The organism is Pseudomonas sp. NBRC 111119, assembly GCF_001320125.1.
In the GTDB taxonomy this organism is placed as follows: domain Bacteria; phylum Pseudomonadota; class Gammaproteobacteria; order Pseudomonadales; family Pseudomonadaceae; genus Aquipseudomonas; species Aquipseudomonas parafulva.
In genome coordinates this window covers 164,525-187,205 of sequence record NZ_BCAV01000007.1, presented here as the reverse complement: position 1 = coordinate 187,205, position 22,681 = coordinate 164,525, and the positions used below count along the sequence as shown (strand labels likewise).

Genomic DNA, 22,681 nt, shown 5'->3' with positions numbered 1-22,681 from the left:
GGTCAAGCGGCCAGCGCCACGGCGGGTTCATCCGCCATTGCCTCGGAATCCTCCGGGGCGTCGTCCTGCTCCTGCGGTTCTGCCTGCGGTTCTGCCTGCGTGGCTGCCTGCGTGCCTTCGGCCTTGAAGATGGCAGGCATCCAGCCTGTGCCGTTCGCCAGCCGCTCGGCTTCGCTGGCAATGTCGGCCTTCTTCAACTTCGCCAGCCGGGAAACCTGCTCTGGCGCGTACTCGCCCACGGCTTGCAGGATGGCGGCCTTGGGAACGTGCTGGAAGTAGCCTTCCGCGCTCGGCTGCCACCATGCTGCCATGTCGAGGCCCACGGCCTGCGCCAGTTCCTCGCCGGGCTGGCGCAGCATGGCGCGAGGCGTCACCACGTCCACCGTGGAAGCCACGCACACGGCCAGCAGCCGCACCAGTTCGTCTTGCGGCTTTGCCAGCAGCGCGGCGAACAGTTCGGCGCTGTCCTGCGGCAAGCCTTCACCGGCCACTTGTTGCAGTTCGCGCAGCGCCACGGCGGCGGGCGATTCCGGCCAGTCCGGGGCCATGCCTTCCAGCCGGTCTTGCATTTTCAGGCTCACGCCCAGCGGCAAGTCGTGGCCGTAGCGGCTTTCCTGCAAGACGGTCTGCACCATGCCATGCACCAGCGCGGCCAGCGCCACTTGCGGATGCCGGGCGACTTCGATTTGCAGCGCGGCGGTGCGGTGGGCGCTCAACCGTTGCGCCAGCCGGTCGGACATGGCGGCGGTCTTTGGCTGCCCGTCGCCGTCGCCGTCTCCGTCCTCGCCTTCGTCGTCGTTCCCGGCATCCTCGCCGCTGAAACCTTGGCGCAGGCGTTCCAGCGTGCGCAGCGCCTTGGCCTCGGCCTCGCGCATCAGCCCGCGATGAATCACGGCCTGCCCGTTGCGGTCGATGGTGACGATGGCACCGGCTGCGGCCTTCGCGGTCGGGCTGTAGTCCTGCAAGCCATCTTCCAGCGCCTGCAACTGCTCGCCCACGGCTTCGCCTTCCTCTTGCAGTGCATCGGCCTTGTCCTCGTCCTCGGCGTCCAGCGCGTCATCCACGGCTGCGGCCAGTTCCTGCATCTTGGATTGCAGCTTCTCGATGCGCTGCGCTTCGCGCTTGGTCGGCTCGCGCCGCTCCCTCGGCGCACGTTGGAAAGCGTGCAGGTCAGCATGGGTCACGCCCGGCGTGGCATCCACCCATGCCCAGCCTTCGGCCTTCACCTGGGCGGCCATGCCCGCCAGCCGGTCTTGCGCCAGCCTGTCCAGCAGCGCGGCATCGGTCAGATACACGCCCGCGTCACCTTCGGCGAACAGATCACGGCGCACGCCACCGCCTGCGGCTTCATAGGTGTCCAGCCCGACGAAGTGCACCAGCGGATGCCGGTAGGCGTCGATTTCCCGCTCGGTGAGGCGGTCGCGCAGCGCGGACGGCTGGCGCTGCCACGTCGGCGCATCGTAGAAGGCGGCTTCCTGCGCGGCGTGGTCGTCGGTGATGGCAAGGGCCATCAACTGGTCAAGGCTTACGGCTTCGGCGCGGTAGTCGGCCAGCAGCCGGGGCGAGACGTTCGCCAGCTTCAAGCGGCGCTGCACCACCAGCGGGGACACGCTGAAATCGGCGGCTATGTCCTCGATGGGTCGGCCTTCGGCCACCAGCGCGGCGAATGCCTCGAACTGGTCTGCGGGGTGCATGGCTTCGCGCTGCACGTTCTCGGTCAGGCTGGCGGTGCGCGCCGTGCCATCGGCCACCAGCAGGCAAGGCACCTCCCATTCCTTGCTGATGCGGTGCTTCTTCGCCAGCAGCTTCAACGCGGCCAGCCTGCGGCCACCGGCCACGACTTCGTAATGTTCGCCATCGGCGGCGGCAATCACGATCAAGTTTTGCAGCAGGCCCACGCGCTGGATGCTCGCGGCCAGTTCGGGGATGGACATGCGCGGGGTCTTGCGCACGTTGCGGCCCGTGGGGCGCAGCACCAGCCGCGACAGCGGAACCAGAATCAGGTTCTTGGTCGGGTCGGCGGCTTCCAGCGGGATAGCGGCGGCGGCATTGACGGCGCGGGCTTCGGTGTAGGTGGTTGCGTTCATGGTGATAACTCCTAACGGTTCAGGGATGCAGCAGCGAAAGAAGCGGCAAGGGCTGCTGCCTGCCCCTGCCGCGTGGGGAATCAGGCTTTCAACTGGCGCAGGCCATCGGCCAGCATCCAGAGGGCGCGATTGAGGCGCACATCGGAATCAATGCCCTGCACGGGGCGGGTCTGCTGGCGGCGTCCGTTGGCGCTGCGGCCATGCAATCCGCCTTTGGTCAGGTTTTCTTGCGTGCGGTTGAACACGCTCCACAAGTCCGGGCGGCGGTCGTCGAACCGGCGCGGCATCAGGATTTGCGATTCGGTGATGGGCGCGGGCTTGTTGTCGGTGGGGTCGTACTTGAGGGCCAGCGCGGCGCGGGCGAATACTTCGGCCTCGCCTTCGTCCAGCGTGATCGCACGCATGGCATCGCGGGAATCCTTCACCCGGTCGAAGCCGCGCAAGACTTCGTAAGCGCCTTCGATGACATGCCCGGAAACGTCGCCCTTGTGGGGTACGCGCACATCGGCCACGGTGTCGCCACACACCAGCCCATTGCTGCACACGAACCGGAACATGCCCGCGAGCATCTGATAGCTGCTCGTGCCATCGTGCGAGTTCAACAACACGATTTCATTGGCCTCCGCGCCGTTGATCTGGCTGGCGTGGCGCAGGCGCAGCATGTGTTTCGTATGCTCGCGCTTGCCTTCATCGCGCACGCGGGTTTGCGTCACCAAGAAGGGCTGGAACCCTTCTTTGCGAAGCTCGGCCAGCACGGCGGCGGTGGGGATATAGGCGTACCGCTGCGAACGGCTTTCATGCGGCGCGTCCGCGAAGATGGACGGCGCTACGCGGTGAATCTGGTCATCGGACAGCGGGTAGTCGCTGCGCAGCGAGGGGGAGCGGGAAGCGAAGCGGGATGCGAGTTGCATTTCATTTCTCCTGACAAAGAAAAAAGGGTTTGCTGTTCACCGCACACCGGATTCCTAGATTCGGAGCCCAGCCTTTCGGCTGTTTGGTGCGGTCGGCGAGAGGAACCCGGTTGGCCCTGTTGCCACCGTCTTCCTGAGTTCATCGCCCGCGACGGTCAGGAGCGCGCGGACGGGGGCCGTCAAGGAAACAAGCGCAGGGGGTGGTGCGGCCCGCAGGCGTAGCCGAGGACACGGCCCTGCGCGCCTTGATGGCACGCGGGAGCGGGCTACAGTCGCGGACAAGGTGATGAAGTCAGGGGAGACGGCTGGACATGGCAACGGCCTTCCCCTTGCGCTGACTGCACGGCAAGCGAAGCGCGCAGGCCCGGATCTGGAAGCCGGGCCGAAGGCGTCAGCCGAGCGGAGCGAGGGAACGATGGAAGCCCGACAGGGGCGAGACGCCGCAGGCGGCTCGATGCGCTACGCGCACGACAGCGCGACCGGCCATGTTTCTTGGCCGGGGACGCCCAGCCTTCAAGGTTCGATGAGCACCAGGCGCACTACGCCCCACGCATCGGGAAGCGGGTTCTGCTGTGGCTGCGGATTTCTGGCCGAGCCGACGCAGCCGGTTCGGCGGTCTTTAGGGGTGCCAAGCATCGCGCGGTGGGGATAGCCCGCAGGGCTTTCCCCTAGAGGCAAGCGAAGCGCGCAGCGCCCCGGAAGGGGCGCGAAGGCATCAGGCCGAGCCATCAGGACGCAGGCTGGATTCCGCAACCGGCATCCACGGCGATGCCGAGTCCAGCAGGTAGCGCGCACCGCGGGCGTACATACCTGAAAGCCCGGTGGGCTGATAGAACCCGGTGACGCGGAGCCGGAACTGTGCGCCGTACTCGTTGGTGAAGATCACCGCGTCGCCGATCTTGAAGCGCAGCGGCTGGCCGTTTTCCGGCGCGAACGGCTTGAGCGCATCGTGCTGCGCGGTGATTTCGATGATGTAGTCGTGATGGCTGCTCATGGCATTGATCTCCTGTGATGGTCGAGAAAGCGCAAGGAGCGCCTTGCGGCGCTCCAGGTGCGAGGTCAGAGAACGATCCGCCCAGCCAGCCGCGCATCGCGCGCATAGCCGCTCAACCGCTTCTCGGCCCGGAAATACAGGTCACGCTCGATCGGCAGGCCCAGCCCGCCGCGCACGGTCGCCAGCTCGTTCAAGCTGACCCAGCCGATTTCCGGCTCGCCCAGGCCCAGGTCGAAAAGACCAAAGGCGTGGTCATGGTTGTCGGGATCAATCTCGGTCAGCAGCCAGGTCGCGCCACCGTCCGGCGTGAACAGCTTGACCACCGGGGCCGGATCGAAGTCCGGGTTCTCCAGCGATGCGCGGCCGTTGGCCTGCAGCACGATGCGCTGCTCGGCAGTGATGAGTGCGTTGTTCATGGTGAACTCCTGAAAGGTTGCCGGGCGGAATTGCCCGACCCTTCCGGGGCACGGCGCAGCGCAAGCAGTCAGGGGTCGCAGACGGCCGCCAGGACGCAAGCGCCATCGCGCGCAGCCCTTGACGGCGAGAACGCCGTGGCACGATGAAGGGGACAGCAAGACCGCCCCATACCTCCATGCAGGCCATGAATTTCCGAAACGCTGTCTCGGAAATCCGAGGCAGCGTTTTCGCCCGGCCCGCGCCGGGCGCAGCAAAAAGGGGCCGAAGCCCCTTGGTCAGATCAAGCCGCATTCGGCAAACGATGTGGTGTCGGTGCCCGCCACGATGACGTGATCCAGCACGCGCACGTCCACCAGCCCCAGCGCCTCCTTGAGCCGCTGGGTCAGCGCCCGGTCGGCACCGCTCGGCTCGGGATTGCCGCTCGGATGGTTGTGCGAAATGATGACCGCCGCCGCATTGAGCCGCAGCGCCTCCTTGACCAGCTCGCGCGGATACACCGATGCGCCGTCGATGGTGCCGCGGAACATTTCGGCGTATTCGATCAGCCGATGTTGCGTGTCCATGAACAGCACCGCGAACACCTCATGCTCGAAGCCGGCCAGCTTGGCGCGCAGGTACTCCTTGACCGCCGCCGGCGACGTGAACGACGTACCGCGTTGCATCTTGCGCTCGATGGCCTGGCGCGCGGCCTCCAGAATCTGCTCGGCAGTCGCCAGCAGGTAGCGGCCCTGTGCGTCACGCACCATCAGCGAGGAATCGAACGAGGAAAAGGACAGTTGCGACATGATCGTGCTCCGGTTGCTCGGGCGGAATTGCCCGGAACCGTGGAGAGCACGGCGCAGCGCAAGCAGTCAGGGGTCGAGGACGGCTGCCAGGCCGCAAGCGTGCAAGCACGCGCAGCCCTTGACGGCGAAAACGCCGTGATACGGTGAAGGGAACAGCAAGACCGCCCACACCCGCCCAATGCACACACTCGCCTTTGTGCAAGCGGAGCGCGCAGGCCCGCCAGGGCCGAAGGCGTCAGGGGTCAAAGCCGGATGGCCGCGATTCGGCACGAAGCGCGGGGCGCAGCCCGCGAACCCGACGGCGGTACGCCGGGACGCCACCAAGCGGTGTTTTCCTTTCTTCTTTCTATTAATTCTATAATTGTTGTATCATCGAATAATGAATGAAGATCAAGCCGTTTCCGCCCTGAGTGCGCTGGCCCACACGCAACGACTGCGTGTATTCCGCGCCCTGGTCGTCGCCGGGCCGGAAGGACGCACGCCCAGCGTCCTCGCCGATCAGCTCGACGTGGCCCGCAATACCTTGTCCTTCCACTTGAAGGAACTGGCCCACGCTGGCCTCGTTTCCATCGAGCAGCAGGGCCGCAACCTGATCTACCGCGCCGAGTACGGTCACATGAACGGCCTGATCGGCTACCTGACCGAGCATTGCTGCCAGGGCGGCGTCTGCGAGGTTTCCGAATCCCCTAACTGCAACTGCTGACGCCATGACCGACACCACCTACAACGCACTGTTCATCTGCACGGGAAATTCGGCCCGTTCCATCCTCGCCGAAGGCTTGCTCAATGAGCTGGGCCAAGGCCGCTTCCGTGCCTGGTCGGCCGGCAGCCACCCGAAAGGCGAAGTGAATCCGCTGGCACTCGCCACGCTGGAACGCCTGCGCCTGCCGACCACGGGCTACCGCAGCAAGAGCTGGGACGAATTCGTGGTTCCCGGTGCGCCGGTGTTCGACTTCATCTTCACCGTCTGCGACAACGCCGCCGGCGAGGCGTGTCCGCTGTGGCCGGGCCAGCCCGTCTCGGCGCATTGGGGCGTGCCCGACCCGGCCGCCGTCGAAGGCACCGAGGAACAACAGCGCAAGGCGTTCATGGACGCGGCCATCACGCTGCGCCGGCGCATAGAACTGTTCCTGTCGCTGCCGCTCCAGCGCCTCGATGCCATGTCCTTGCAGCGTGAGCTGCACGACATTGGACGCAAGTGAGGCAACCATGACCGCCAGTGCATCCGCCAGCCGCGCACCGACTGTTTCCGCCATGAGCGTGTTCGAGCGATACCTGACCGTGTGGGTGCTGCTGTGCATCGTCGCCGGCATCGCGCTCGGCCAGTTCGCGCCCGGCATGTTTCAGGCCATCGGCCGCATAGAAGTCGCCCAAGTCAATCTGCCGGTCGGCGTGCTGATCTGGGTCATGGTGATCCCAATGCTGCTCAAGGTGGATTTCGGTGCGCTCGGCCAGGTCAAACAGCACTGGCGCGGCATCGGTGTGACGTTATTCGTCAACTGGGCAGTCAAGCCGTTCTCAATGGCACTGCTGGCGTGGATCTTCATTCGGCACGTCTTCGCCGAGTGGCTGCCGGCCGACCAACTCGACAGCTACGTGGCCGGCCTGATCCTGCTGGCCGCCGCGCCCTGCACGGCGATGGTGTTCGTCTGGAGCCGGCTGACCGGCGGCGACCCCGTATTCACGCTCTCGCAAGTCGCACTCAACGACACCATCATGGTGTTCGCCTTCGCGCCCATCGTTGGCCTGCTGCTCGGCCTGTCGGCCATCAGCGTACCGTGGGACACGCTACTGATCTCGGTGGCGCTTTACATCGTCATCCCGGTCATCGTCGCGCAGCTCTGGCGGCGGGCGCTGCTGCGCCGGGGCCAGGCCGCATTTGACCGCGCCCTTGAACGCATCGGCCCGCTGTCCATCGCCGCGCTGCTGCTGACGCTGGTGCTGCTGTTCGCCTTCCAGGGCCAAGCCATCCTGCAACAACCACTGATCATTGCCATGCTGGCGGTGCCGATCCTGATCCAGGTGTTCTTCAATTCCGGCTTGGCCTATTGGCTCAACCGCAAGACAGGCGAGCAACACTGCGTCGCCGGCCCGTCGGCCCTGATCGGCGCGAGCAACTTCTTCGAGTTGGCCGTGGCCGCGGCCATCAGCCTGTTCGGTTTCCATTCCGGCGCGGCGCTGGCCACCGTGGTGGGTGTGCTGATCGAGGTGCCGGTGATGCTGCTGGTGGTGCGCGTGGTCAACCGCTCGCGCCGCTGGTACGAGCGCGGCCACGCAACGAACTGAGAGAAACCCATGAGCAACATCACGATCTATCACAACCCGAACTGCGGCACCTCGCGCAATGTGCTGGCCCTGATCCGCAACAGCGGCGAGGAACCCACGGTCATTGAGTACCTGAAGACGCCACCGACGCGGGAAACGCTGGTCAAGCTGCTGGCGGACGTGGGCCTGAGCGCGCGCGAGGTGCTGCGCGAGAAAGGCACGCCCTATGCGGAGTTGGGCTTGGCCAACCCAAAATGGACGGATGATCAGTTGCTCGATGCCATCGGGCAACATCCGATCCTGATGAACCGGCCCATCGTGGTCACGCCGCTGGGCACGAAGCTGTGCCGCCCCTCGGAAACCGTGCTGGACATTCTGCCGAATCCGCAGCGCGGCGCGTTCAACAAGGAAGACGGCGAGGCGGTAGTGGATGCAAAGGGGCAGCGTGTCTGATACCCGTATCGGCCTGCCGAACCTCGATGCCACGCTGTTCCAGCAGCCGGACAAGGAACGGCTCCTGACACCCGAACGCGCCACGCACGCGCCGCGCTTCCTGCTGCTCTACGGCTCGCTGCGCGACCGCTCGTACAGCCGCCTTGCCGCCGAAGAAGCGGCGCGCATCCTGCGTGCGCTCGGCGGCGAAACACGGTTCTTCAACCCGTCGGGCCTGCCGTTGGTGGACGATGCCGGCGACGATCATTCGAAGGTAAAGGAACTGCGCGAACTGGCGCAATGGATGGAAGGCATGGTGTGGTGCTCGCCGGAGCGCCACGGCGCGATGACCGGCCTGATGAAGACGCAGATCGACTGGATTCCGCTGTCCTCCGGAGCGGTGCGCCCGACCCAGGGCAAGACGCTGGCGGTGATGCAGGTATCAGGCGGCTCGCAGTCATTCAATGCGGTCAACCAGATGCGCGTGCTGGGTCGCTGGATGCGGATGCTGACCATCCCGAACCAGTCTTCGGTCGCCAAGGCATATCAGGAGTTCGATGAAACCGGGCGCATGAAGCCCTCGGCCTATTACGACCGCATTGTGGACGTGATGGAAGAACTGATGAAGTTCACGCTGCTCACGCGCGACGCGGCACCGTATCTGGTGGATCGGTACAGCGAGCGCAAGGAAAGCGCCGAAGCGTTGTCCAAGCGCATGAAACAGGAGTCGATTTGATGCCAGAGCCAGCCACCGCAGAGCGCGACAACGCCGGGCGCGTTTTTCTGGTCTTTCTGCGGCTGGGGCTGACCTCCTTCGGCGGGCCAATCGCGCACTTGGGCTACTTCCGCACGGAGTTCGTCGAGCGTCGCCGCTGGCTGGACGATCGCAGCTACGCCGATCTGGTCGCGCTGTGCCAGTTCCTGCCGGGGCCGGCCAGCAGCCAGGTCGGCATGGCGCTTGGCTTGGGCCGTGCTGGTGGGTGGGGCGCACTGGCGGCTTGGGTCGGATTCACGTTGCCCTCAGCGCTCGTACTGATCCTGTTCGCCTACGGCATTTCCGAATACCACCCGCTCGCTGAAGCCGGTTGGGTGCATGGCTTGAAAGTGGTTGCCGTCGCCGTGGTGGCGCAAGCGGTGTGGGGCATGGCGAAAACGCTGTGCCCCGACCGGCCCCGCGCCGCGCTAGCGATCCTGGCCGCGTTGCTGACACTATTGCTGCCGTCGGCCTGGGTGCAAGTCGCGGCCATCGTCATGACGGGCCTGATCGGTCGCTGGTGGCTGCAACTGCCGCCGCTGCCGGCAGCGCATCTGGCCTCGTATGCGGTGTCGCGCCGTACTGGCGCGATAGCGTTGGGCTTGCTGGCCGCGTTGCTGCTCGGTCTGCCGTTGTGGGCGGCGGCCAGCGGCTCGACGATGGCTGCGCTGATCGACGGCTTCTTCCGCGCCGGCGCACTGGTGTTCGGTGGCGGCCATGTCGTGTTGCCGCTGCTGCAAGCAGTCACCGGCTCGACCGGCGCGGTCGGCAATGCCGATTTCCTGGCCGGCTACGGTGCGGCGCAGGCCGTACCGGGGCCGCTGTTCACCTTCGCGGCCTATCTCGGCACTGTGGCCGACTGGCCCTTGCACGGCTGGCTTGGCGGGCTGGTGCTGCTGATCGTGATCTTCGTGCCAGCCTTCCTCGTGCTGATCGGCACGCTACCGTTCTGGCAGCGGTTGCGCCACCGGCCGAGCATCCAGGCTGCAATGGCGGGCATTAACGCAGGGGTGGTCGGCATCCTGCTGTCCGCGCTCTACGACCCCGTATGGACAAGCGCCATCCACGGACGCACCGATTTCGCTCTGGCCTTGGCCGCCTTCGGCCTGCTGGTCTATGGACGCTTGCCGCCGGTGCTGGTGGTTGTGCTGGCCGCCATAGCGGGGCAAATCCTGTCTGCCTGATCCTGCGCAGAATCAGGAGGGCGCTACGTCATGCACCTGGGTGTGCTGGGCATCAGGCGCATGCGGGTAGGCAAACGGGATGAGTGTGATTCGGAGCGAAACGCGGGGTGCAGCCCGCGAACCCGACGGCGGCACGACAGGACGCACAAATGCTGCTTGGCCTACTCCGTGTCCTGCGTGCGCTGTTCGATCTGTAAGCGCGCCCGCTCGGTCGCCTGCTGCAATCGTTCGCCCAACACCGCACGCGGCGGCAAGGTGGTCAGGTACTCGGCGACGTGGATGCCCGACTTGTCCAATTCCAGTAGTTCGATTTGCTCGCGCTTCTTGCCCGTGCAGAGGATGATTCCCAGCGGCGAGGCTTCTTCCGGCTCCCGCTCGTGCTTGTCCAGCCAGCGCAGATAAAGCTCCATCTGCCCCTTGTACGCTGCCTTGAACTCGCCGATCTTCAATTCGACGGCCACCAGCCGCCGCAGCTTGCGGTTGTAAAAAAGCAGGTCAAGGTGAAAATCCTCGTCGTCAATCGGGATGCGCTTCTGCCGGGCAACGAAGGAAAAGCCCGCGCCAAGCTCCAGCAGGAAGGCTTCCATTTCGCGGATGATCGCGGCTTCCAAGTCGCCTTCCTGCCAGCTATCCCGCAGGCCCAAGAAGTCGAGGATGTACGGATCGCGCATGACCAGCGCCGGGGTCATGCGCTGCGCATCGCGCAGGGTCGCCAGTTCCTGCGCGATGGTTGCTTCCGTCTTTTGGGACAGCGCCGTGCGCTCGTACAGCATCGAGTCGATGCGCTCGCGCAACGTCCGCACGCTCCAGCGTTCGGCGCTCGCCATCTGCGCGTAGTAGTCCCGCTGGAGCGGGTCTTTCAGCGGGATCAGGGCGATGAAGTGCGTCCAGCTCAATTGTCGTATCAGTGATACGACAATTCGCTCGTCCGGGTAAGCGACGGCGAACTGCACCATCCGACGCAGATTCTTGACCGAAAAACTGCTGCCGTACTCCTTCACCAGTTGCGCTGCCAAGGTCAGCACGACTTCCTCGCCGTAGTCGGCCCGCCGACCTTCCAAGACCTGCGTATGGATGCGCTGGCCGATGCGCCAGTAGAGCATCGACAGCTCGCTATTCACCGCCGAAGCGGCGCGCTTGCGCGCCGCTTCGATCAATGTCCGAATGTCGCCCAGCAGCGCCGTCGGCGCTGCGGGCGAAGGAACAGATGCTTTGCGCCTGTTCATGCGATGGCCTCCTGGGGCTGCCGCGCGCCCGTGATGGCCTGCCGCCGGCTCGCCACCAGTTCGGCCGCATCACGCACCGGCTTGTCCTCGGTGTGAACGTAGTGCATGAACATTGCCACGGTCTTGTGGCCCGTCAGCTTCATACCTACCTTGGTCGGCACGCCCGAATTGGCAATGTCGGTAGTCGAGCGATGGCGGATGCCGTGCGTACCGACATGCGGAACACCGGCGGCCTTGAGCACGCGGCACCAGCCGCCATAGTGCTCGCCAAAGGTCAGGTGCTTGGTCGGGTCGTTGGGCGACGGCAGGACGTAGGGGCAACCGTCCCGGCGCGGTGCGGTCGAGAACAGCCGATAGGCTTCCGCGCTCATGGGCTTGGAAAGGCCGCCGGTCTTGCTGTCCGGCCACACCACGCGCCGATTCTCCAGGTCGATCCAGCTCCATTCGAGCGTGCAGATTTCGGAGCGACGACCGGCAAACTCGAATTGCAGGCGGATCGCCAGCGGGATGACGTAGTTCTCCAGCCCTTCCGCCTCCAGCTTCTCCAGTTGGCGGAAGATCAGCGCCAGCTCGTCGTCCACGATGAGCCGGGTTTCCTCGCCGGGCGGATACATCGGGACGTGGCGGCACGGGTTCGTGCCGTCCGGGCGGAAGCCCCACACTTCGGCCAGGTTGAACATCTTGCGCAGCACGCCAAAGGCATTGTTCGCCTCGGCCGGCTTGTAGGCCAGCTTCTCCATCAGCCCGGCAATGTCGGGCCGCTTCACGTCCTGCACCTTCTTAGGGCCGATCAGCGGGACGATACAGCGGTCGATGACCGCCTGATAGCCGCGCTGCGTGCTGGGCTTGTTGCGCTTTTTGGAGTAGTCCTCCATGAACTTCTTGCACAACGCTTCGACCGTGGGTGCCTTGCGCGCCTCGGCCTTGGCACCGCCGGGATCGCCGCCCCGGCGAACCTCGGCCAGCCAGTCTTGCGCCATGACGCGGGCCTGCTCCACGGTCAGTTCCCCGAACAGGCCCAGCGAGGGCTTGCGAGGCTGCCCGGAGTTCGTGCGGTACTGGAGCATGAACACCCGGCGGCCCTTCGGGGTAATCTTGCAGAGGAAGCCGGGCACAACGGTATCCCGTAGTTCGATGTCCTTCGCCTGGGGTTGCGCAGACTCTACGGCGGTCTTGGTGAGCTTGATTTTTGCCATGATGACTCCTTGGAACGACCCGGATTCCAAGAGCCAGATAGGAGCGGCGCGAGGGCAAACCGGGTCAGATTTCAGAAAGCACCGGCATATGATGGACGCGCGTAAGCTATTGATAAACCTGCTGTATCGAGCTGCTGCGCAGTCCAGCGAACTACCGGGCTGGAGTCATCGTCAAACAAAAAACCGCCCTGGATGGCGTTGTCGGCGTCACGCAGCGGGTTGTAGCGCACCTCGTAATGGCGCTGGGCGTCGGGCTGCCCTATGGCCACCGTGTCGACGAACGACTCCCCGGCAAGAATCCTCGGCCACAACAGTTTCAACCGGCTGATGATGTCAGGCTGATGGGCAAGAAAGCGCGGGATATGTTCACCGACCTTGGGCACCACGCCGCGCCAGCGCATGAAGGTCTCCTGCGCCGTGCGGTTGATGGCCAGCAGGCGGAAGGTCCGGTCCGCAGCAAACACGTTGGCGACACTATGGTCCACCAACTCACCCAGCAATTTACTGTTGGCCTGCGCCCTGCCGACTTTCTGTGCCAGCTCCTTGTTAAGCGCCTGTAATTGATCAACCGCCATCTGCTCGCCTGGTGTGCCAGTGAAAATCACCAGCACGCGCTTGCTGCAGGCAGGCTCCAGGCGGTGCACCGACAGGTTGAGCCATCGGTCCGACACGGCAAGCCGCTCCACAAAGCGCACAGACTGGCCGGACCGGGCCACTTCTGCAAAATGGGGTAGCCAACTTTCTACCTCGTCGGGGATGGTTTCGCGGGCGGTCAGGCCAAGGTGCTTGGGGTGATTGGTGTGGCGCACGCACGCTTCATTGGCCAGCACGTGCCGGTAGTCGTAGTACTGACCGCATTCATCCTCCAGCAGCTCGAGCACACAAAGGCCCTCGTTCATGTTCTTGGCAAGGGCGTCGAAGCTGGCGGCCTTGAGCCTGAGTTGGTGATTTTCGGCCTCAAGCGCCTGCAACCTTGCTTGCAGCTGCTCCATACAGCCCATGGCGTTATCTGCTGGCATGCTAAGTGTCCGGCCGGTTAAGTCAGACAACTATAGCTGGCCGCCACCCCACCATGGGCTGCCTGTATCAAAACGAGGCGATGATGCGGCCCAGGGTGGCCATGGCCTGCTCGGCATCGTCACCCCAGGGGCTGCCGTAGTTCAGGCGGATGCAGTTGCCGAAGCGCCGTGTGGGCGAGAATATCGGCCCTGGCGCAATACTGATGCCTTGGGCCAGGGCCATGTGGAACAGCTTCAGTGCGTCTATCTGCTCAGGCAGTTCCAGCCACAGGAAATACCCCCCTGCCGGCTGGCTGACCCGCGTCTGGGCCGGGAAGTAGCGCCCGATGGCTGCCAGCATGTTGGCTTGCTGGCCCTCCAGTGCGTAGCGCAGCTTGCGCAGGTGGCGGTCGTAGCCGCCGTGCTGCAGGTAATCGGCAATCGCCGCCTGGGCGGGCATCGAGGCGCACAGCGAGGTCATCAGTTTCAGGCGCTCGATCTTCTGCGCGAAGCGGCCGGCTGTCACCCAGCCGATGCGGTAGCCCGGGGCCAGGCTTTTGGCGAACGACCCGCAGTGCATGACCAGGCCCTGGGTGTCGAAGGCCTTGGCCGGCTTCGGTGCCTGCTGTGCGTAGTAGAGTTCTGCGTAGACATCGTCCTCGATCAGCGGCACCTGGTGGCGGGTAATCAATTCCACCAACGCCTGCTTCTTGGCCTCCGGCATGCTGGCACCCACCGGGTTCTGGAAGGTGGTCATGCACCACACCGCCTTGACCGGGTGTTTTTCCAAGGTCTGGGCCAGGGTCCCGAGGTCCATGCCTTCACGCGGGTGCACCGGGATCTCCACCGCTTTGAGCTTTAGCCGCTCCAGCACCTGCAGGCAGGCGTAGAAGGCGGGGGCTTCGATGGCGACCAGGTCACCCGGCTGGGTGACTGCCTGCAGGCACAAATTCAGGGCTTCCAGGGCGCCGTTGGTGATCAACAGCTCTTCCATGGGCAGCATCAGGCCGCCGACCATGTAGCGCAGGGCGATCTGCCGGCGCAATTGCGGGTTGCCCGGTGACAGGTCGGTCACCACCATGCGCGGGTCCATGCTGCGGCTGGCGCTGGCCAGTGAGCGTGACAGGCGTTGCAGCGGGAACAGTTCGGGGCTTGGGAACGCCGACCCGAACGGCACGGTGTGCGGGTCCTTGATCGAATCGAGGATCGAGAACACCAGCGCACTGACGTCCACATCGGTGGACTCGCTGGCCGGTTGCAATGCCTGCGGCTCGTTGAACTGCCGTGGAGCGTGGGCATTGACGAAGTAACCGGAGCGCGGCCGGGCACGAATCAGCCCGCGGCGCTCCAGCAGGTAATAAGCTTGGAACACCGTGGAAGGGCTCACACCATGGGTCTGGCTGGCATAGCGTACCGACGGGACGCGCTGGCCGGGGCCCAACACCCCGGAGCGGATCAGTTCGGCAATGTCGTCGGCGAAGCGTTCGTAACGTTTCATTCTGGCCTTCTGTCGAAGCCTGGCAGGCAAGGTGATATCAGTTTAAGGGATCAACGGTTCATGGGGGCGACGAAGCGGCTGTGGGCCACGCTGTTGATGGCGGGGTCGTCCTGGTCGCTGATTTCGAACGCCAGCGGCTGCGAGCTGCTGACGGGGCGGTCGGCGAGCATCGCCACCGACACCGGCAGCTCGCTCATGTCCCCCGCAGCGACCGTGAACAGGGTTTTGCCCTGCAGGCTGAAACCATCGGCGTCCAGCAGCCGCAAGCGGTAGTGCCCGGTGCGTTCGGTCTTGTTGATGATCTTCAACAGGTAGATGTTCTCGATCTGGCCCAAGGCGTTTTCGCGGAACAGGCCACGGTCCTTGATCACATCCAGCGACACCATTGGCCGCAGATACAAGGCCATCCCCAGCGCACCGAACATGACCAGCAGTGCCAGCGCATAACCGGCCAGGCGTGGGCGCAGCCAATGGGTGGTGCCGCCTTGCAGGCTGTGTTCGGACTTGTAGCCGATCAGCCCGCGCTCATAGCCCATCTTGTCCATGACGCCGTCGCAGGCATCAATGCACGCGGCGCAGCCGATGCAGGCCATTTGCAGGCCGTCACGGATATCGATGCCGGTGGGGCACACCTGCACGCACAGGGTGCAATCGATGCAATCACCCAGGCCCTGGGCGTGGGCGTTGCTGCCTTTCTTGCGCGGGCCACGGCGTTCCCCACGGCGCGGGTCGTAGGCCACCGCCAGCGTGTCCTTGTCGAACATCACGCTCTGGAACCGCGCGTACGGGCACATGTGCAGGCACACCGCCTCGCGCAGCAGGCCGGCATTGATGTAGGTGGCCGCGGTGAAGAACAGCACCCAGAACAGCGCCACGCCGCCCAGTTGCAGGGTCAGCAGCTCTGCCGCCAGTGGGCGTATCGGGGTGAAGTAGCCAACGAAGGTCAGGCCGGTGACCAGGCCGATCGCAAGCCACAGGCTGTGCTTGGCCAACCGGCGTACCAGCTTGTTGGCGCTCCACGGCGCTGCAGCCAGTTTGATGCGCTGGTTACGGTCACCCTCGGTGACCTTTTCGCACCACATGAACAGCCAGGTCCACGTGCTTTGCGGGCAACTGTAGCCGCACCACACGCGCCCTGCGTAAACCGTAATGGCAAACAGCCCGAACGCGCAGATGATCAACAATGCGGACAGCAGGATGAAGTCCTGTGGCCAGAAGGTCGCACCAAAGATATGGAACTTGCTGTTGCTCAGGTCCCACAGCACAGCCTGGCGCCCGTTCCACTGGAGCCAGGCTGTACCGAAGAACAGCAGAAACAGCGCCCCGGCAAAGCCGATGCGCAGGTTTCGGAAAACGCCGCTGAAGCTGCGGGTGTGGATACCGGCCTCAACGGGCCTTGCTGGTAACTTGGCTGGAACTGCCGCGATCTCTGCATAAGGGATTCTATCGTTCATGGCTCCGTGCTCATCAGGCCTCGATCAGGCATGAGCACTATGGCCCTGAGGCTGTTATCGGCACAGGCTCAGATTTTTAGATAAAAACCATATCAGATACCCGGCCATGAGCTGCAGGCCTCAGATTATCGAGCCTGGAGCGGTGGTCTTCAGATGCCTGCGGCTATCGACCGCACCTGCAACGGTGAGGGCGTCGGCCTCCGCTTCGGTGATCGGCACCCGGTGATCTGCCAGCGCCGCAACGGACATGCGCAGGCGCTCGTCGGTGATGATTTCAATGTCAGGGCCTTGGGCCTCCAGCCGCACGCCGTCCGAGACGAGCAGGCAGCGCTGGGTTTCGGGGTTGGTTTCGACAGGCATGGGATGTCCTCCTTGGTAGGTGATCGGTGGACCTCCAGCACCGGCGGGTTACTGCATCCACCCGCCGGCCGGCACTTTGTGCCCCGCTTCACGGTCCACACTGCACTGGCTGGCTCGCGCAGAGGCGGCCGCCGTTCAACAACACACTATCAGTGAGGGAACACGCGACGTGGAGATTATCTGGCAGGCAATCATGATCGAATTTGCCGATGTCACCGATGCGCGTGAGGTAACACGCATCTTGGTGCGCCTGTTGATGGCCGCGCTGTTGGGCGCCGTGCTGGGGTTCGAGCGTGAGCACAGGGGCAAGTCGGCGGGGGTGCGTACGCACATGCTGGTTTCTCTGGGCGCTGCGTTGTTCGTCCTGGCACCGAGCATGGCGGGCGCTGACGAGCAGGCCATGAGCCGGGTCATCCAGGGGATAGTCGCGGGCATTGGTTTTCTGGGCGCGGGTACCATCCTGAAGGGCAACGGCCGTGACACCAGCCACGTCAAGGGCCTGACCACGGCTGCGGGGCTGTGGATGACAGCGGCCATTGGCACGGCTGCCGGCATGGGGCGGGAGGCCACAGCGCTGATCAGCACGGTGCTGGCATTACTGGTACTGGGGTCGATGCCGGTGCTGGTAGAAAAAGCCGAGGGGCAGGATGAGGAAAAGCGCGAGGAGGAGGAGGGCAGGAAGCACTGAGGGGAGCCGAAGCTCCCCTCAAAGCGTTGTTGCCTGCTCTTTGTTTCTTATTATTGGGACCGGCCTGTTGTTGTTTTTGTCAGCCTGCCCTGGTGGAGCGGGTGGCCCCCATCCGGGGCCAAGAGCAAACGTATTTTTTTGAGCGCTGACCTGCTTTCATCACTGCTGATACGAACCTGGCTGCGGCTACCTGAAGGTAGTTTTATTGTTCTGTGCCAGGCCGCGGGGCGTGCCCCGAAAAGCCTATCGACTCCAAAAAGATCTGCTTGCTACGCCTCTGCCGTGTTGTTCTTGTTATGTCAGAGCCGTTACCTGTTGTTCTTATTGATCGCTGCTTTGTTGTTCTTGTTGTACGAAAGATATAGCAGGGTGCGTGCCAACTTTTAAAAAGCCTTATAAATCAGTTAGTTGAAAAATTTAGGTCTGCTCTGGCAGCACTAAATGCTGTCCAGATGTTTCCCTGATACCCGCTTTTTCACGTCACCTGCACAGGCCGGTAACACTCGACGCACACCTGCGTGACACCTTGATGAATCACTGCGCACGGCGGGCGCGTGCCACCCGCGAGCCATTCTGCCGGCCAAGGATGCCACTGATGCGCTCACCCGCTGCAACCAGGCGGCCCAGATCGATGCCGGTGTCGATACCCAAACCCTGCAGCAGGTAGACCACATCTTCTGTGGCCACATTGCCGGTCGCGCCCTTGGCATAGGGGCAGCCACCCAAGCCCGCTACCGAGCTGTCGAATACGCTGATACCTTCCAGCAGGCTGGCATAGACATTGGCCAGGGCCTGGCCATAGGTGTCGTGGAAATGCCCGGCCAGCTGCTCGCGGGGCACTTGCGCCGACACCACCTCGAACAATCGCCGGGTATCGCCTGCTGTACCAGTGCCAATGGTATCGCCCAGCGAAACCTCGTAACAGCCCATGTCGTACAACGCCTTGGCGACGGGGGCTACCTGCTCGGCCAGGACCGTCCCTTGATAGGGGCAGCCAAGCACGCATGAAACATAACCACGGACCCTGATGCCCTGGGCCCGGGCAGCCTCCATGATCGGCTCGAAGCGTTTCAGGCTGTCACTGATGGAGCAGTTGATGTTGCGCTGCGAAAATGCTTCGGACGCGGCAGCGAACACCGCCACCTCCCTGACACCCGCAGCAACCGCATCTTCGAACCCGCGCAGGTTAGGTGCCAGGGCCGCATAGGTGACACCCGCGCGTTGGCCGATGGCGGCAAACACCTCGGCCGAGCCTGCCATCTGGGGTACCCATTTTGGCGACACGAAGCTGCCCACTTCGATGTAGCTCAGGCCCGCAGCGGTGAGGTCGTCCACCAGCCTGACCTTGTCTGCAACGCTAATGGGCTGCGCTTCGTTCTGCAGCCCGTCACGGGGGCCTACTTCAACCAGTCGGGCATATTGGGGCAATGGCATGTCGGGGTTCCTGTGGGTTAATGGCTGGCGTTGTTATCGAGCGTGGTGGCCAGCGCTTGCTCGCAGCGCTCCTGGGCGGTGTCCAGCTCAAGCTGCATCTGATGGATATCGAGCATCTGCTGCTCCAGCTGCGCGCGGCGTTCGGCGATTTTGGCCAGCATGCTGGTGAGCTGCTTGAGGTTACCGCCCGAGGGGTCGTACAGCTCGATCAGTTCACGGCATTCGGCGAGGGAAAACCCGATGCGCTTGCCGCGTAGGATGAGCTTGAGGCTGACCTTGTCACGTGCCGAATAGATGCGTTCAAGGCCCCGTCGCTCCGGGCGCAGCAGGCCCTGTTCCTCATAAAAGCGGATGGCGCGGGTGGTGATATCCAGCTCGCGGGACAGGTCGGAGATGCTGTAGGTCTGGGTACTCATGCGGTGACTCTGGGTGGGGTACGGGGTAATCCTGAAGGCAGGTTGACGTTTACGTCAAGTGCAAGCGAAGGGTCTGTGGTTGGCAGGGTTGAGATAGCGGCGGTTTTGTTGGAACTGCGTGAGGACTGTATCCTCTGCGCTTTTGCCAAAGGGGGCTAGGCTGGCTTGAGGCCCCGCGCAGGAGGCGACTACATGAAACCTGGAACCCCGTTGATCGGCACGCTGTGCCTGCTCCTGGCGTCTGCACCAACGTGCGCCGATCAGGTGCTGCCTGCACCACCGGAGCTCAGCTCCGGCTACCGCGGCGGCCTGCAACCGGTCACCGCGAGCAAGCACATGGCGGCGGCTGCCAACCCGCTTGCCAGTGAGGCAGGGCGGGCGATACTGCGTGCAGGTGGCAGCGCCATCGATGCTGCAATTGCCATGCAAATGGTGCTGACCCTGGTCGAGCCTCAATCCAGTGGCATCGGCGGTGGCGCGTTCATCCTGTACTGGGATGGCCAACAGGTGCAGGCATTCGACGGGCGCGAAACAGCGCCGGCAGCGGTGAGCGAGACGCTGTTGCTCGGCCCTGATGGCACGCCCATGCCGTTCCGCGAGGCGCAGATCGGTGGCCGTGCGGTCGGCGTGCCGGGTGTGCTGCGGGCCTTGGAACTGGCCCATGCCCAGCATGGCAAGCTGCCTTGGCGCGCGCTGTTCGCGCCAGCGATTACCTTGGCCCGCGACGGTTTCCCGGTATCTGAACGGCTGCACACGCTGTTGGCCGGCGACCCCTATGTTGCCCGCTCACCGGCCATGGCCCGCTACTTCCTCGATGAGCATGGCCGGCCGCTGGCGGTCGGGACCCTGCTGCGCAACCCTGAGCTGGCGCACACCCTGGAGCAGATCGCCGAGCAAGGGGCCGGGGCGTTCTACCAGGGCGACATTGCACAAGCCATCGTCACAACCGTGCAGGCCCACACCAATGCGGGCTACCTGACATTGCAGGACCTGCAGCACTACCAGGCCAAGCAGCGCGAGCCGGTGTGTGGCCCCTACAAGGCGTGGCGCATCTGCGGCATGCCGCCGCCGTCTTCAGGTGGGGTAGCGGTGCTGCAGACCTTGGGCATCCTCGACGCGCTGCAAACAACATCGTCAGCCAATGACCTGGCCCGCCTGCCACCGCAGCCTGTGCCGTCCGCTGCCCGGTTGGAGGCAACGCCCCGTGCGGTGCACCTGATCGCCGAAGCTGAGCGCCTGGCCTATGCCGACCGCGCGCAATACCTGGCCGATAGCGATTACGTTCCGGTACCGGTGAAGGCCATGACCGACCCTGCCTACCTGAGCCGCCGTGCGGCGCTGGTGGGTGAGTACAGCATGAAGCGGGCCCGCCCGGGGCAGCCTCAGGGCGCCAGCCTGGCACTGGCGCCTGACCGTTCACCGCTGCGCATCTCCACCTCACACGTCAGCGCTGTCGATGACCGTGGTCAGGCCCTGGCCATGACGACGTCGGTTGAGGCGGCGTTCGGTTCACACCTGATGGTCAAAGGGTTCTTGCTGAACAATCACCTTACCGACTTTTCATTCATCGCCCATGAGCAGGGCAGGCCCGTGGCCAACCGTGTGCAACCCGGCAAGCGGCCATTGTCAGCCATGGCGCCGACACTGGTGTTCGCGCGCGGCAGCGGCGAATGGGTGGCAAGCCTTGGCTCACCTGGCGGTTCGCAGATCATCGGCTATGTGAGCAAGGCCCTGATCGGCTTGCTGGACTGGAAGCTGAACCCGCAACAGGCTGCCGGCCTGCCCAACTTCGGCAGCCGTAATGCGGGCACTGAAGTGGAGGCCGGCCTGACCAGCCCGGCGCTGATACGGCAACTGGCGGCCTGGGGGCACGACGTGACGCCCATGGCGATGACCAGCGGGTTGCAGATCATCCAGCGCAGCGCAGCAGGCTGGGTGGGCGGTGCGGACCCGCGGCGCGAGGGGGTGGCGGTCGGTGACTGAGTGCTTTGCAGGCGTTGGGCGAGCGTGCTAGAACGCAGCCTCTGCATTTGGGAAATGAATATCACCATGACCGCCGGCGCCAAATCGAATACAGCCTTGTTCGACCTCGACCTGCTGCGGGCCATCGTGGTGGTGGCCGACTGCGGCAGTTTCACCACGGCGGCCACACGGCTGCACTCCACCCAGTCGACCATCAGCCAGAAGGTGCGGCGCCTGGAGGATATGGTCGGGCACCGCTTGCTGGTGCGTGGCAACCGCGACGTGCTGCCCACTGACGCCGGGCAGACGCTGCTGGGCTATGCCCGGCACATGTTGGCCTTGAATGACCAGATGCTCGAGGCCCTGGCCGGCGCCATGGTGGGCACCACGGTGCGCTTGGGCGTGCCCGAGGACTTTGTCGGCGGGCGCACCACCAACGCCTTGTCGGCCTTCAGCCGGCAGCACCCGCAGGTGAAGCTGGAGGTGACCAGCGGCTTGTGCCGCGACCTGAGCCAGGCCTACGACAACGGCGAGCTGGACCTGATGCTGCTCAAGCAGCGGCAGGGCACCCGTGAAGGCATCGCCTCCTGGCCAGAACGCCTGCAGTGGATAGACAGCGCACGGCAACCTGCTTTCGAGCTGGACCCGGTGCCACTGGTGACGTTCCCGCCACGTGGCCTGTACCGCGAGGACATGATCAATGCCATCGAGAGCTCTGGCAGGCGCTGGCGCATCAGCTTCACCAGCTCAAGCCTCAGTGGTATCCAGGCAGCGGTGGCCGATGGCATGGGCATCAGCCTGCTGCCACCCCGGGCCGCCACGGCTGACCACCAGATTCTCGGCGCCGGGCAAGGGCTGCCAGCGATAGACAGCTATGAAATCGTCATCGTCCACCGGCCGGCAGCGGACGCCATGGTCAAGGCGTTGGCCGGTGTGCTGCAGCATTTGCTGGCAGGCGGCAGCCTCTAACAAGTGTTTCAGGCTGTGGCAGGATGGAATGACTGGCATGGGGCGTAGTCCCATGCTTTACGTGGGTACGACGCCCGCCCTTTTCAGCCATGGAGAACCCCTATGAAAGCAGCTGTATTCGCCGCATTGCTGGCCACCACCGGCCTTGCCCAGGCCGCGCAGACGGTGGAGCTGAAGCTCGCAGGCCCCGACGGCCCAGGCAAGTCGATCGGCACCATCAGCATCGAGCAGAACAAATACGGCACCTTGCTCACGCCTGATCTGAAAGACCTGCCGCCTGGCGTGCACGGCTTCCACTTGCATCAAAACGCATCTTGCGCGCCATCCGAAGACGCCGGCAAGACCGTACCGGCGGGGGCTGCCGGTGGGCACTGGGACCCAGACAAGACCAACGCACACAAAGGCCCGTACGATGACAGCGGCCACCGCGGTGACTTGCCTGCCCTCTATGTAGGTGCAGATGGCAAGGCGACCTACCCGGTACTGGCGCCGCGCCTGAAGGCTGAGGACTTCAAAGGCCATGCCCTGATGGTGCATGCCGGCGGTGACAACCACAGCGACCACCCTGAGAAGCTGGGTGGCGGTGGTGCGCGGATGGCGTGCGGGGTCGTTCAGTAACCCCGCCGCAAACGGGCGCTTCTCGCGCAGTCG

23 protein-coding genes are annotated in these 22,681 nt (G+C 64.4%); 10 read left to right on the top strand and 13 right to left on the bottom strand.

Annotation, left to right across the window (positions count from 1 at the left end; genetic code table 11):
- Nucleotides 1-2: 2 nt before the first annotated feature.
- The 5 genes from APH25_RS03600 to radC all read right to left on the bottom strand — a co-directional run bounded on the left by APH25_RS03600 (nucleotide 3) and on the right by radC (nucleotide 5,194).
- Nucleotides 3-2,087 (bottom strand): ParB/RepB/Spo0J family partition protein, encoded by a 2,085-nt coding sequence (locus APH25_RS03600; RefSeq protein ID WP_023121646.1) that lies wholly within the window; start codon nucleotides 2,085-2,087, stop codon nucleotides 3-5.
- Between the two features lie 80 nt (nucleotides 2,088-2,167).
- Complete coding sequence (locus APH25_RS03595) at nucleotides 2,168-2,998, bottom strand: DUF932 domain-containing protein (protein WP_023121647.1); 831 nt, start codon at nucleotides 2,996-2,998, stop codon at nucleotides 2,168-2,170.
- A gap of 715 nt (nucleotides 2,999-3,713) precedes the next feature.
- Nucleotides 3,714-3,992: a hypothetical protein gene (locus APH25_RS03590; RefSeq protein WP_023121648.1), complete on the bottom strand. Its 279-nt coding sequence runs from the start codon at nucleotides 3,990-3,992 to the stop codon at nucleotides 3,714-3,716.
- Between the two features lie 65 nt (nucleotides 3,993-4,057).
- A complete protein-coding gene (locus tag APH25_RS03585; RefSeq protein ID WP_023121649.1) occupies nucleotides 4,058-4,408 on the bottom strand; it encodes a DUF2958 domain-containing protein in 351 nt (116 codons plus the stop codon).
- 276 nt (nucleotides 4,409-4,684) lie between these two features.
- Nucleotides 4,685-5,194 (bottom strand): DNA repair protein RadC, encoded by a 510-nt coding sequence (gene radC / locus APH25_RS03580; protein WP_023121650.1) that lies wholly within the window; start codon nucleotides 5,192-5,194, stop codon nucleotides 4,685-4,687.
- Nucleotides 5,195-5,573: 379 nt separating this feature from the next.
- On the opposite strand from radC, the gene APH25_RS03575 reads away from it, so the two are divergent.
- The 6 genes from APH25_RS03575 to chrA are packed head-to-tail and all read left to right on the top strand — an operon-like array spanning nucleotide 5,574 to nucleotide 9,829.
- Entirely contained in the window at nucleotides 5,574-5,897 is a 324-nt protein-coding gene (locus tag APH25_RS03575) for a helix-turn-helix transcriptional regulator (protein WP_023121651.1), read from the top strand.
- A gap of 4 nt (nucleotides 5,898-5,901) precedes the next feature.
- Nucleotides 5,902-6,396 carry an arsenate reductase ArsC gene (locus tag APH25_RS03570; protein WP_023121652.1) on the top strand — a complete coding sequence of 165 codons (495 nt, stop codon included), beginning with the start codon at nucleotides 5,902-5,904 and terminating at the stop codon, nucleotides 6,394-6,396.
- 7 nt (nucleotides 6,397-6,403) lie between these two features.
- Nucleotides 6,404-7,480 (top strand): ACR3 family arsenite efflux transporter, encoded by a 1,077-nt coding sequence (arsB, locus tag APH25_RS03565; RefSeq protein ID WP_023121653.1) that lies wholly within the window; start codon nucleotides 6,404-6,406, stop codon nucleotides 7,478-7,480.
- A 9-nt stretch (nucleotides 7,481-7,489) separates the two neighbouring features.
- Nucleotides 7,490-7,912: an arsenate reductase (glutaredoxin) gene (gene arsC / locus APH25_RS03560; RefSeq protein ID WP_023121654.1), complete on the top strand. Its 423-nt coding sequence runs from the start codon at nucleotides 7,490-7,492 to the stop codon at nucleotides 7,910-7,912.
- On the top strand, nucleotides 7,890-8,627 hold the full coding sequence (gene arsH / locus APH25_RS03555; RefSeq protein WP_023121655.1) for an arsenical resistance protein ArsH: 738 nt from the start codon (nucleotides 7,890-7,892) through the stop codon (nucleotides 8,625-8,627). The genes arsC and arsH overlap by 23 nt, the downstream gene beginning before the upstream one ends.
- Nucleotides 8,627-9,829: a chromate efflux transporter gene (gene chrA / locus APH25_RS03550; protein ID WP_023121656.1), complete on the top strand. Its 1,203-nt coding sequence runs from the start codon at nucleotides 8,627-8,629 to the stop codon at nucleotides 9,827-9,829. Before arsH ends, chrA begins: the two co-directional genes overlap by 1 nt.
- Nucleotides 9,830-9,990: 161 nt before the next feature.
- On the opposite strand, the gene APH25_RS03545 is transcribed toward chrA, so the two are convergent.
- The 6 genes from APH25_RS03545 to APH25_RS03520 form a co-directional block, all read right to left on the bottom strand.
- Complete coding sequence (locus APH25_RS03545) at nucleotides 9,991-11,055, bottom strand: YhcG family protein (RefSeq protein WP_023121657.1); 1,065 nt, start codon at nucleotides 11,053-11,055, stop codon at nucleotides 9,991-9,993.
- Entirely contained in the window at nucleotides 11,052-12,251 is a 1,200-nt protein-coding gene (locus APH25_RS03540) for a site-specific integrase (protein WP_023121658.1), read from the bottom strand. The genes APH25_RS03545 and APH25_RS03540 overlap by 4 nt, the downstream gene beginning before the upstream one ends.
- Before the next feature lie 71 nt (nucleotides 12,252-12,322).
- Nucleotides 12,323-13,270, bottom strand: coding sequence for a PAS domain-containing protein (locus APH25_RS03535; RefSeq protein ID WP_082428200.1), 948 nt, complete (start codon nucleotides 13,268-13,270; stop codon nucleotides 12,323-12,325).
- A 67-nt stretch (nucleotides 13,271-13,337) separates the two neighbouring features.
- A complete protein-coding gene (gene mapR / locus APH25_RS03530; RefSeq protein ID WP_060481097.1) occupies nucleotides 13,338-14,747 on the bottom strand; it encodes a GntR family transcriptional regulator MpaR in 1,410 nt (469 codons plus the stop codon).
- 50 nt (nucleotides 14,748-14,797) lie between these two features.
- On the bottom strand, nucleotides 14,798-16,201 hold the full coding sequence (gene ccoG, locus APH25_RS03525) for a cytochrome c oxidase accessory protein CcoG (protein ID WP_060481096.1): 1,404 nt from the start codon (nucleotides 16,199-16,201) through the stop codon (nucleotides 14,798-14,800).
- A gap of 120 nt (nucleotides 16,202-16,321) precedes the next feature.
- A complete protein-coding gene (locus tag APH25_RS03520; RefSeq protein ID WP_060481095.1) occupies nucleotides 16,322-16,561 on the bottom strand; it encodes a DUF3203 family protein in 240 nt (79 codons plus the stop codon).
- Between the two features lie 169 nt (nucleotides 16,562-16,730).
- Here APH25_RS03520 and APH25_RS03515 point away from each other — a divergent pair, with 169 nt between their 5' ends.
- On the top strand, nucleotides 16,731-17,249 hold the full coding sequence (locus APH25_RS03515; protein ID WP_028633854.1) for an MgtC/SapB family protein: 519 nt from the start codon (nucleotides 16,731-16,733) through the stop codon (nucleotides 17,247-17,249).
- Nucleotides 17,250-17,783: 534 nt separating this feature from the next.
- Here APH25_RS03515 and APH25_RS03510 read toward each other — a convergent pair.
- On the bottom strand, nucleotides 17,784-18,683 hold the full coding sequence (locus APH25_RS03510) for a hydroxymethylglutaryl-CoA lyase (protein WP_060481094.1): 900 nt from the start codon (nucleotides 18,681-18,683) through the stop codon (nucleotides 17,784-17,786).
- A gap of 17 nt (nucleotides 18,684-18,700) precedes the next feature.
- Complete coding sequence (locus APH25_RS03505; protein WP_060481093.1) at nucleotides 18,701-19,099, bottom strand: MerR family DNA-binding transcriptional regulator; 399 nt, start codon at nucleotides 19,097-19,099, stop codon at nucleotides 18,701-18,703.
- 192 nt (nucleotides 19,100-19,291) lie between these two features.
- Between APH25_RS03505 and ggt the strand changes: the two genes are divergently transcribed.
- The 3 genes from ggt to sodC all read left to right on the top strand — a co-directional run bounded on the left by ggt (nucleotide 19,292) and on the right by sodC (nucleotide 22,648).
- Nucleotides 19,292-21,082, top strand: a complete 1,791-nt coding sequence (gene ggt, locus APH25_RS03500; protein ID WP_060481092.1) for a gamma-glutamyltransferase — start codon at nucleotides 19,292-19,294, stop codon at nucleotides 21,080-21,082.
- A gap of 66 nt (nucleotides 21,083-21,148) precedes the next feature.
- Nucleotides 21,149-22,030, top strand: coding sequence for a LysR substrate-binding domain-containing protein (locus tag APH25_RS03495; protein WP_060481091.1), 882 nt, complete (start codon nucleotides 21,149-21,151; stop codon nucleotides 22,028-22,030).
- A 102-nt stretch (nucleotides 22,031-22,132) separates the two neighbouring features.
- A complete protein-coding gene (gene sodC / locus APH25_RS03490; protein WP_060481090.1) occupies nucleotides 22,133-22,648 on the top strand; it encodes a superoxide dismutase family protein in 516 nt (171 codons plus the stop codon).
- Nucleotides 22,649-22,681: the final 33 nt, after the last annotated feature.

What these genes read in the sequence shown, in the direction of transcription:
- APH25_RS03600 (WP_023121646.1), bottom strand. Translation starts at nt 2,087, where the DNA reads ATGAACGCAACCACCTACACCGAAGCCCGCGCCGTCAATGCCGCCGCC.
- APH25_RS03595 (WP_023121647.1), bottom strand. Translation starts at nt 2,998, where the DNA reads ATGCAACTCGCATCCCGCTTCGCTTCCCGCTCCCCCTCGCTGCGCAGC.
- APH25_RS03590 (WP_023121648.1), bottom strand. Translation starts at nt 3,992, where the DNA reads ATGAGCAGCCATCACGACTACATCATCGAAATCACCGCGCAGCACGAT.
- APH25_RS03585 (WP_023121649.1), bottom strand. Translation starts at nt 4,408, where the DNA reads ATGAACAACGCACTCATCACTGCCGAGCAGCGCATCGTGCTGCAGGCC.
- radC (WP_023121650.1), bottom strand. Translation starts at nt 5,194, where the DNA reads ATGTCGCAACTGTCCTTTTCCTCGTTCGATTCCTCGCTGATGGTGCGT.
- APH25_RS03575 (WP_023121651.1), top strand. Translation starts at nt 5,574, where the DNA reads ATGAATGAAGATCAAGCCGTTTCCGCCCTGAGTGCGCTGGCCCACACG.
- APH25_RS03570 (WP_023121652.1), top strand. Translation starts at nt 5,902, where the DNA reads ATGACCGACACCACCTACAACGCACTGTTCATCTGCACGGGAAATTCG.
- arsB (WP_023121653.1), top strand. Translation starts at nt 6,404, where the DNA reads ATGACCGCCAGTGCATCCGCCAGCCGCGCACCGACTGTTTCCGCCATG.
- arsC (WP_023121654.1), top strand. Translation starts at nt 7,490, where the DNA reads ATGAGCAACATCACGATCTATCACAACCCGAACTGCGGCACCTCGCGC.
- arsH (WP_023121655.1), top strand. Translation starts at nt 7,890, where the DNA reads ATGCAAAGGGGCAGCGTGTCTGATACCCGTATCGGCCTGCCGAACCTC.
- chrA (WP_023121656.1), top strand. Translation starts at nt 8,627, where the DNA reads ATGCCAGAGCCAGCCACCGCAGAGCGCGACAACGCCGGGCGCGTTTTT.
- APH25_RS03545 (WP_023121657.1), bottom strand. Translation starts at nt 11,055, where the DNA reads ATGAACAGGCGCAAAGCATCTGTTCCTTCGCCCGCAGCGCCGACGGCG.
- APH25_RS03540 (WP_023121658.1), bottom strand. Translation starts at nt 12,251, where the DNA reads ATGGCAAAAATCAAGCTCACCAAGACCGCCGTAGAGTCTGCGCAACCC.
- APH25_RS03535 (WP_082428200.1), bottom strand. Translation starts at nt 13,270, where the DNA reads ATGCCAGCAGATAACGCCATGGGCTGTATGGAGCAGCTGCAAGCAAGG.
- mapR (WP_060481097.1), bottom strand. Translation starts at nt 14,747, where the DNA reads ATGAAACGTTACGAACGCTTCGCCGACGACATTGCCGAACTGATCCGC.
- ccoG (WP_060481096.1), bottom strand. Translation starts at nt 16,201, where the DNA reads ATGAACGATAGAATCCCTTATGCAGAGATCGCGGCAGTTCCAGCCAAG.
- APH25_RS03520 (WP_060481095.1), bottom strand. Translation starts at nt 16,561, where the DNA reads ATGCCTGTCGAAACCAACCCCGAAACCCAGCGCTGCCTGCTCGTCTCG.
- APH25_RS03510 (WP_060481094.1), bottom strand. Translation starts at nt 18,683, where the DNA reads ATGCCATTGCCCCAATATGCCCGACTGGTTGAAGTAGGCCCCCGTGAC.
- APH25_RS03505 (WP_060481093.1), bottom strand. Translation starts at nt 19,099, where the DNA reads ATGAGTACCCAGACCTACAGCATCTCCGACCTGTCCCGCGAGCTGGAT.
- ggt (WP_060481092.1), top strand. Translation starts at nt 19,292, where the DNA reads ATGAAACCTGGAACCCCGTTGATCGGCACGCTGTGCCTGCTCCTGGCG.
- APH25_RS03495 (WP_060481091.1), top strand. Translation starts at nt 21,149, where the DNA reads ATGACCGCCGGCGCCAAATCGAATACAGCCTTGTTCGACCTCGACCTG.
- sodC (WP_060481090.1), top strand. Translation starts at nt 22,133, where the DNA reads ATGAAAGCAGCTGTATTCGCCGCATTGCTGGCCACCACCGGCCTTGCC.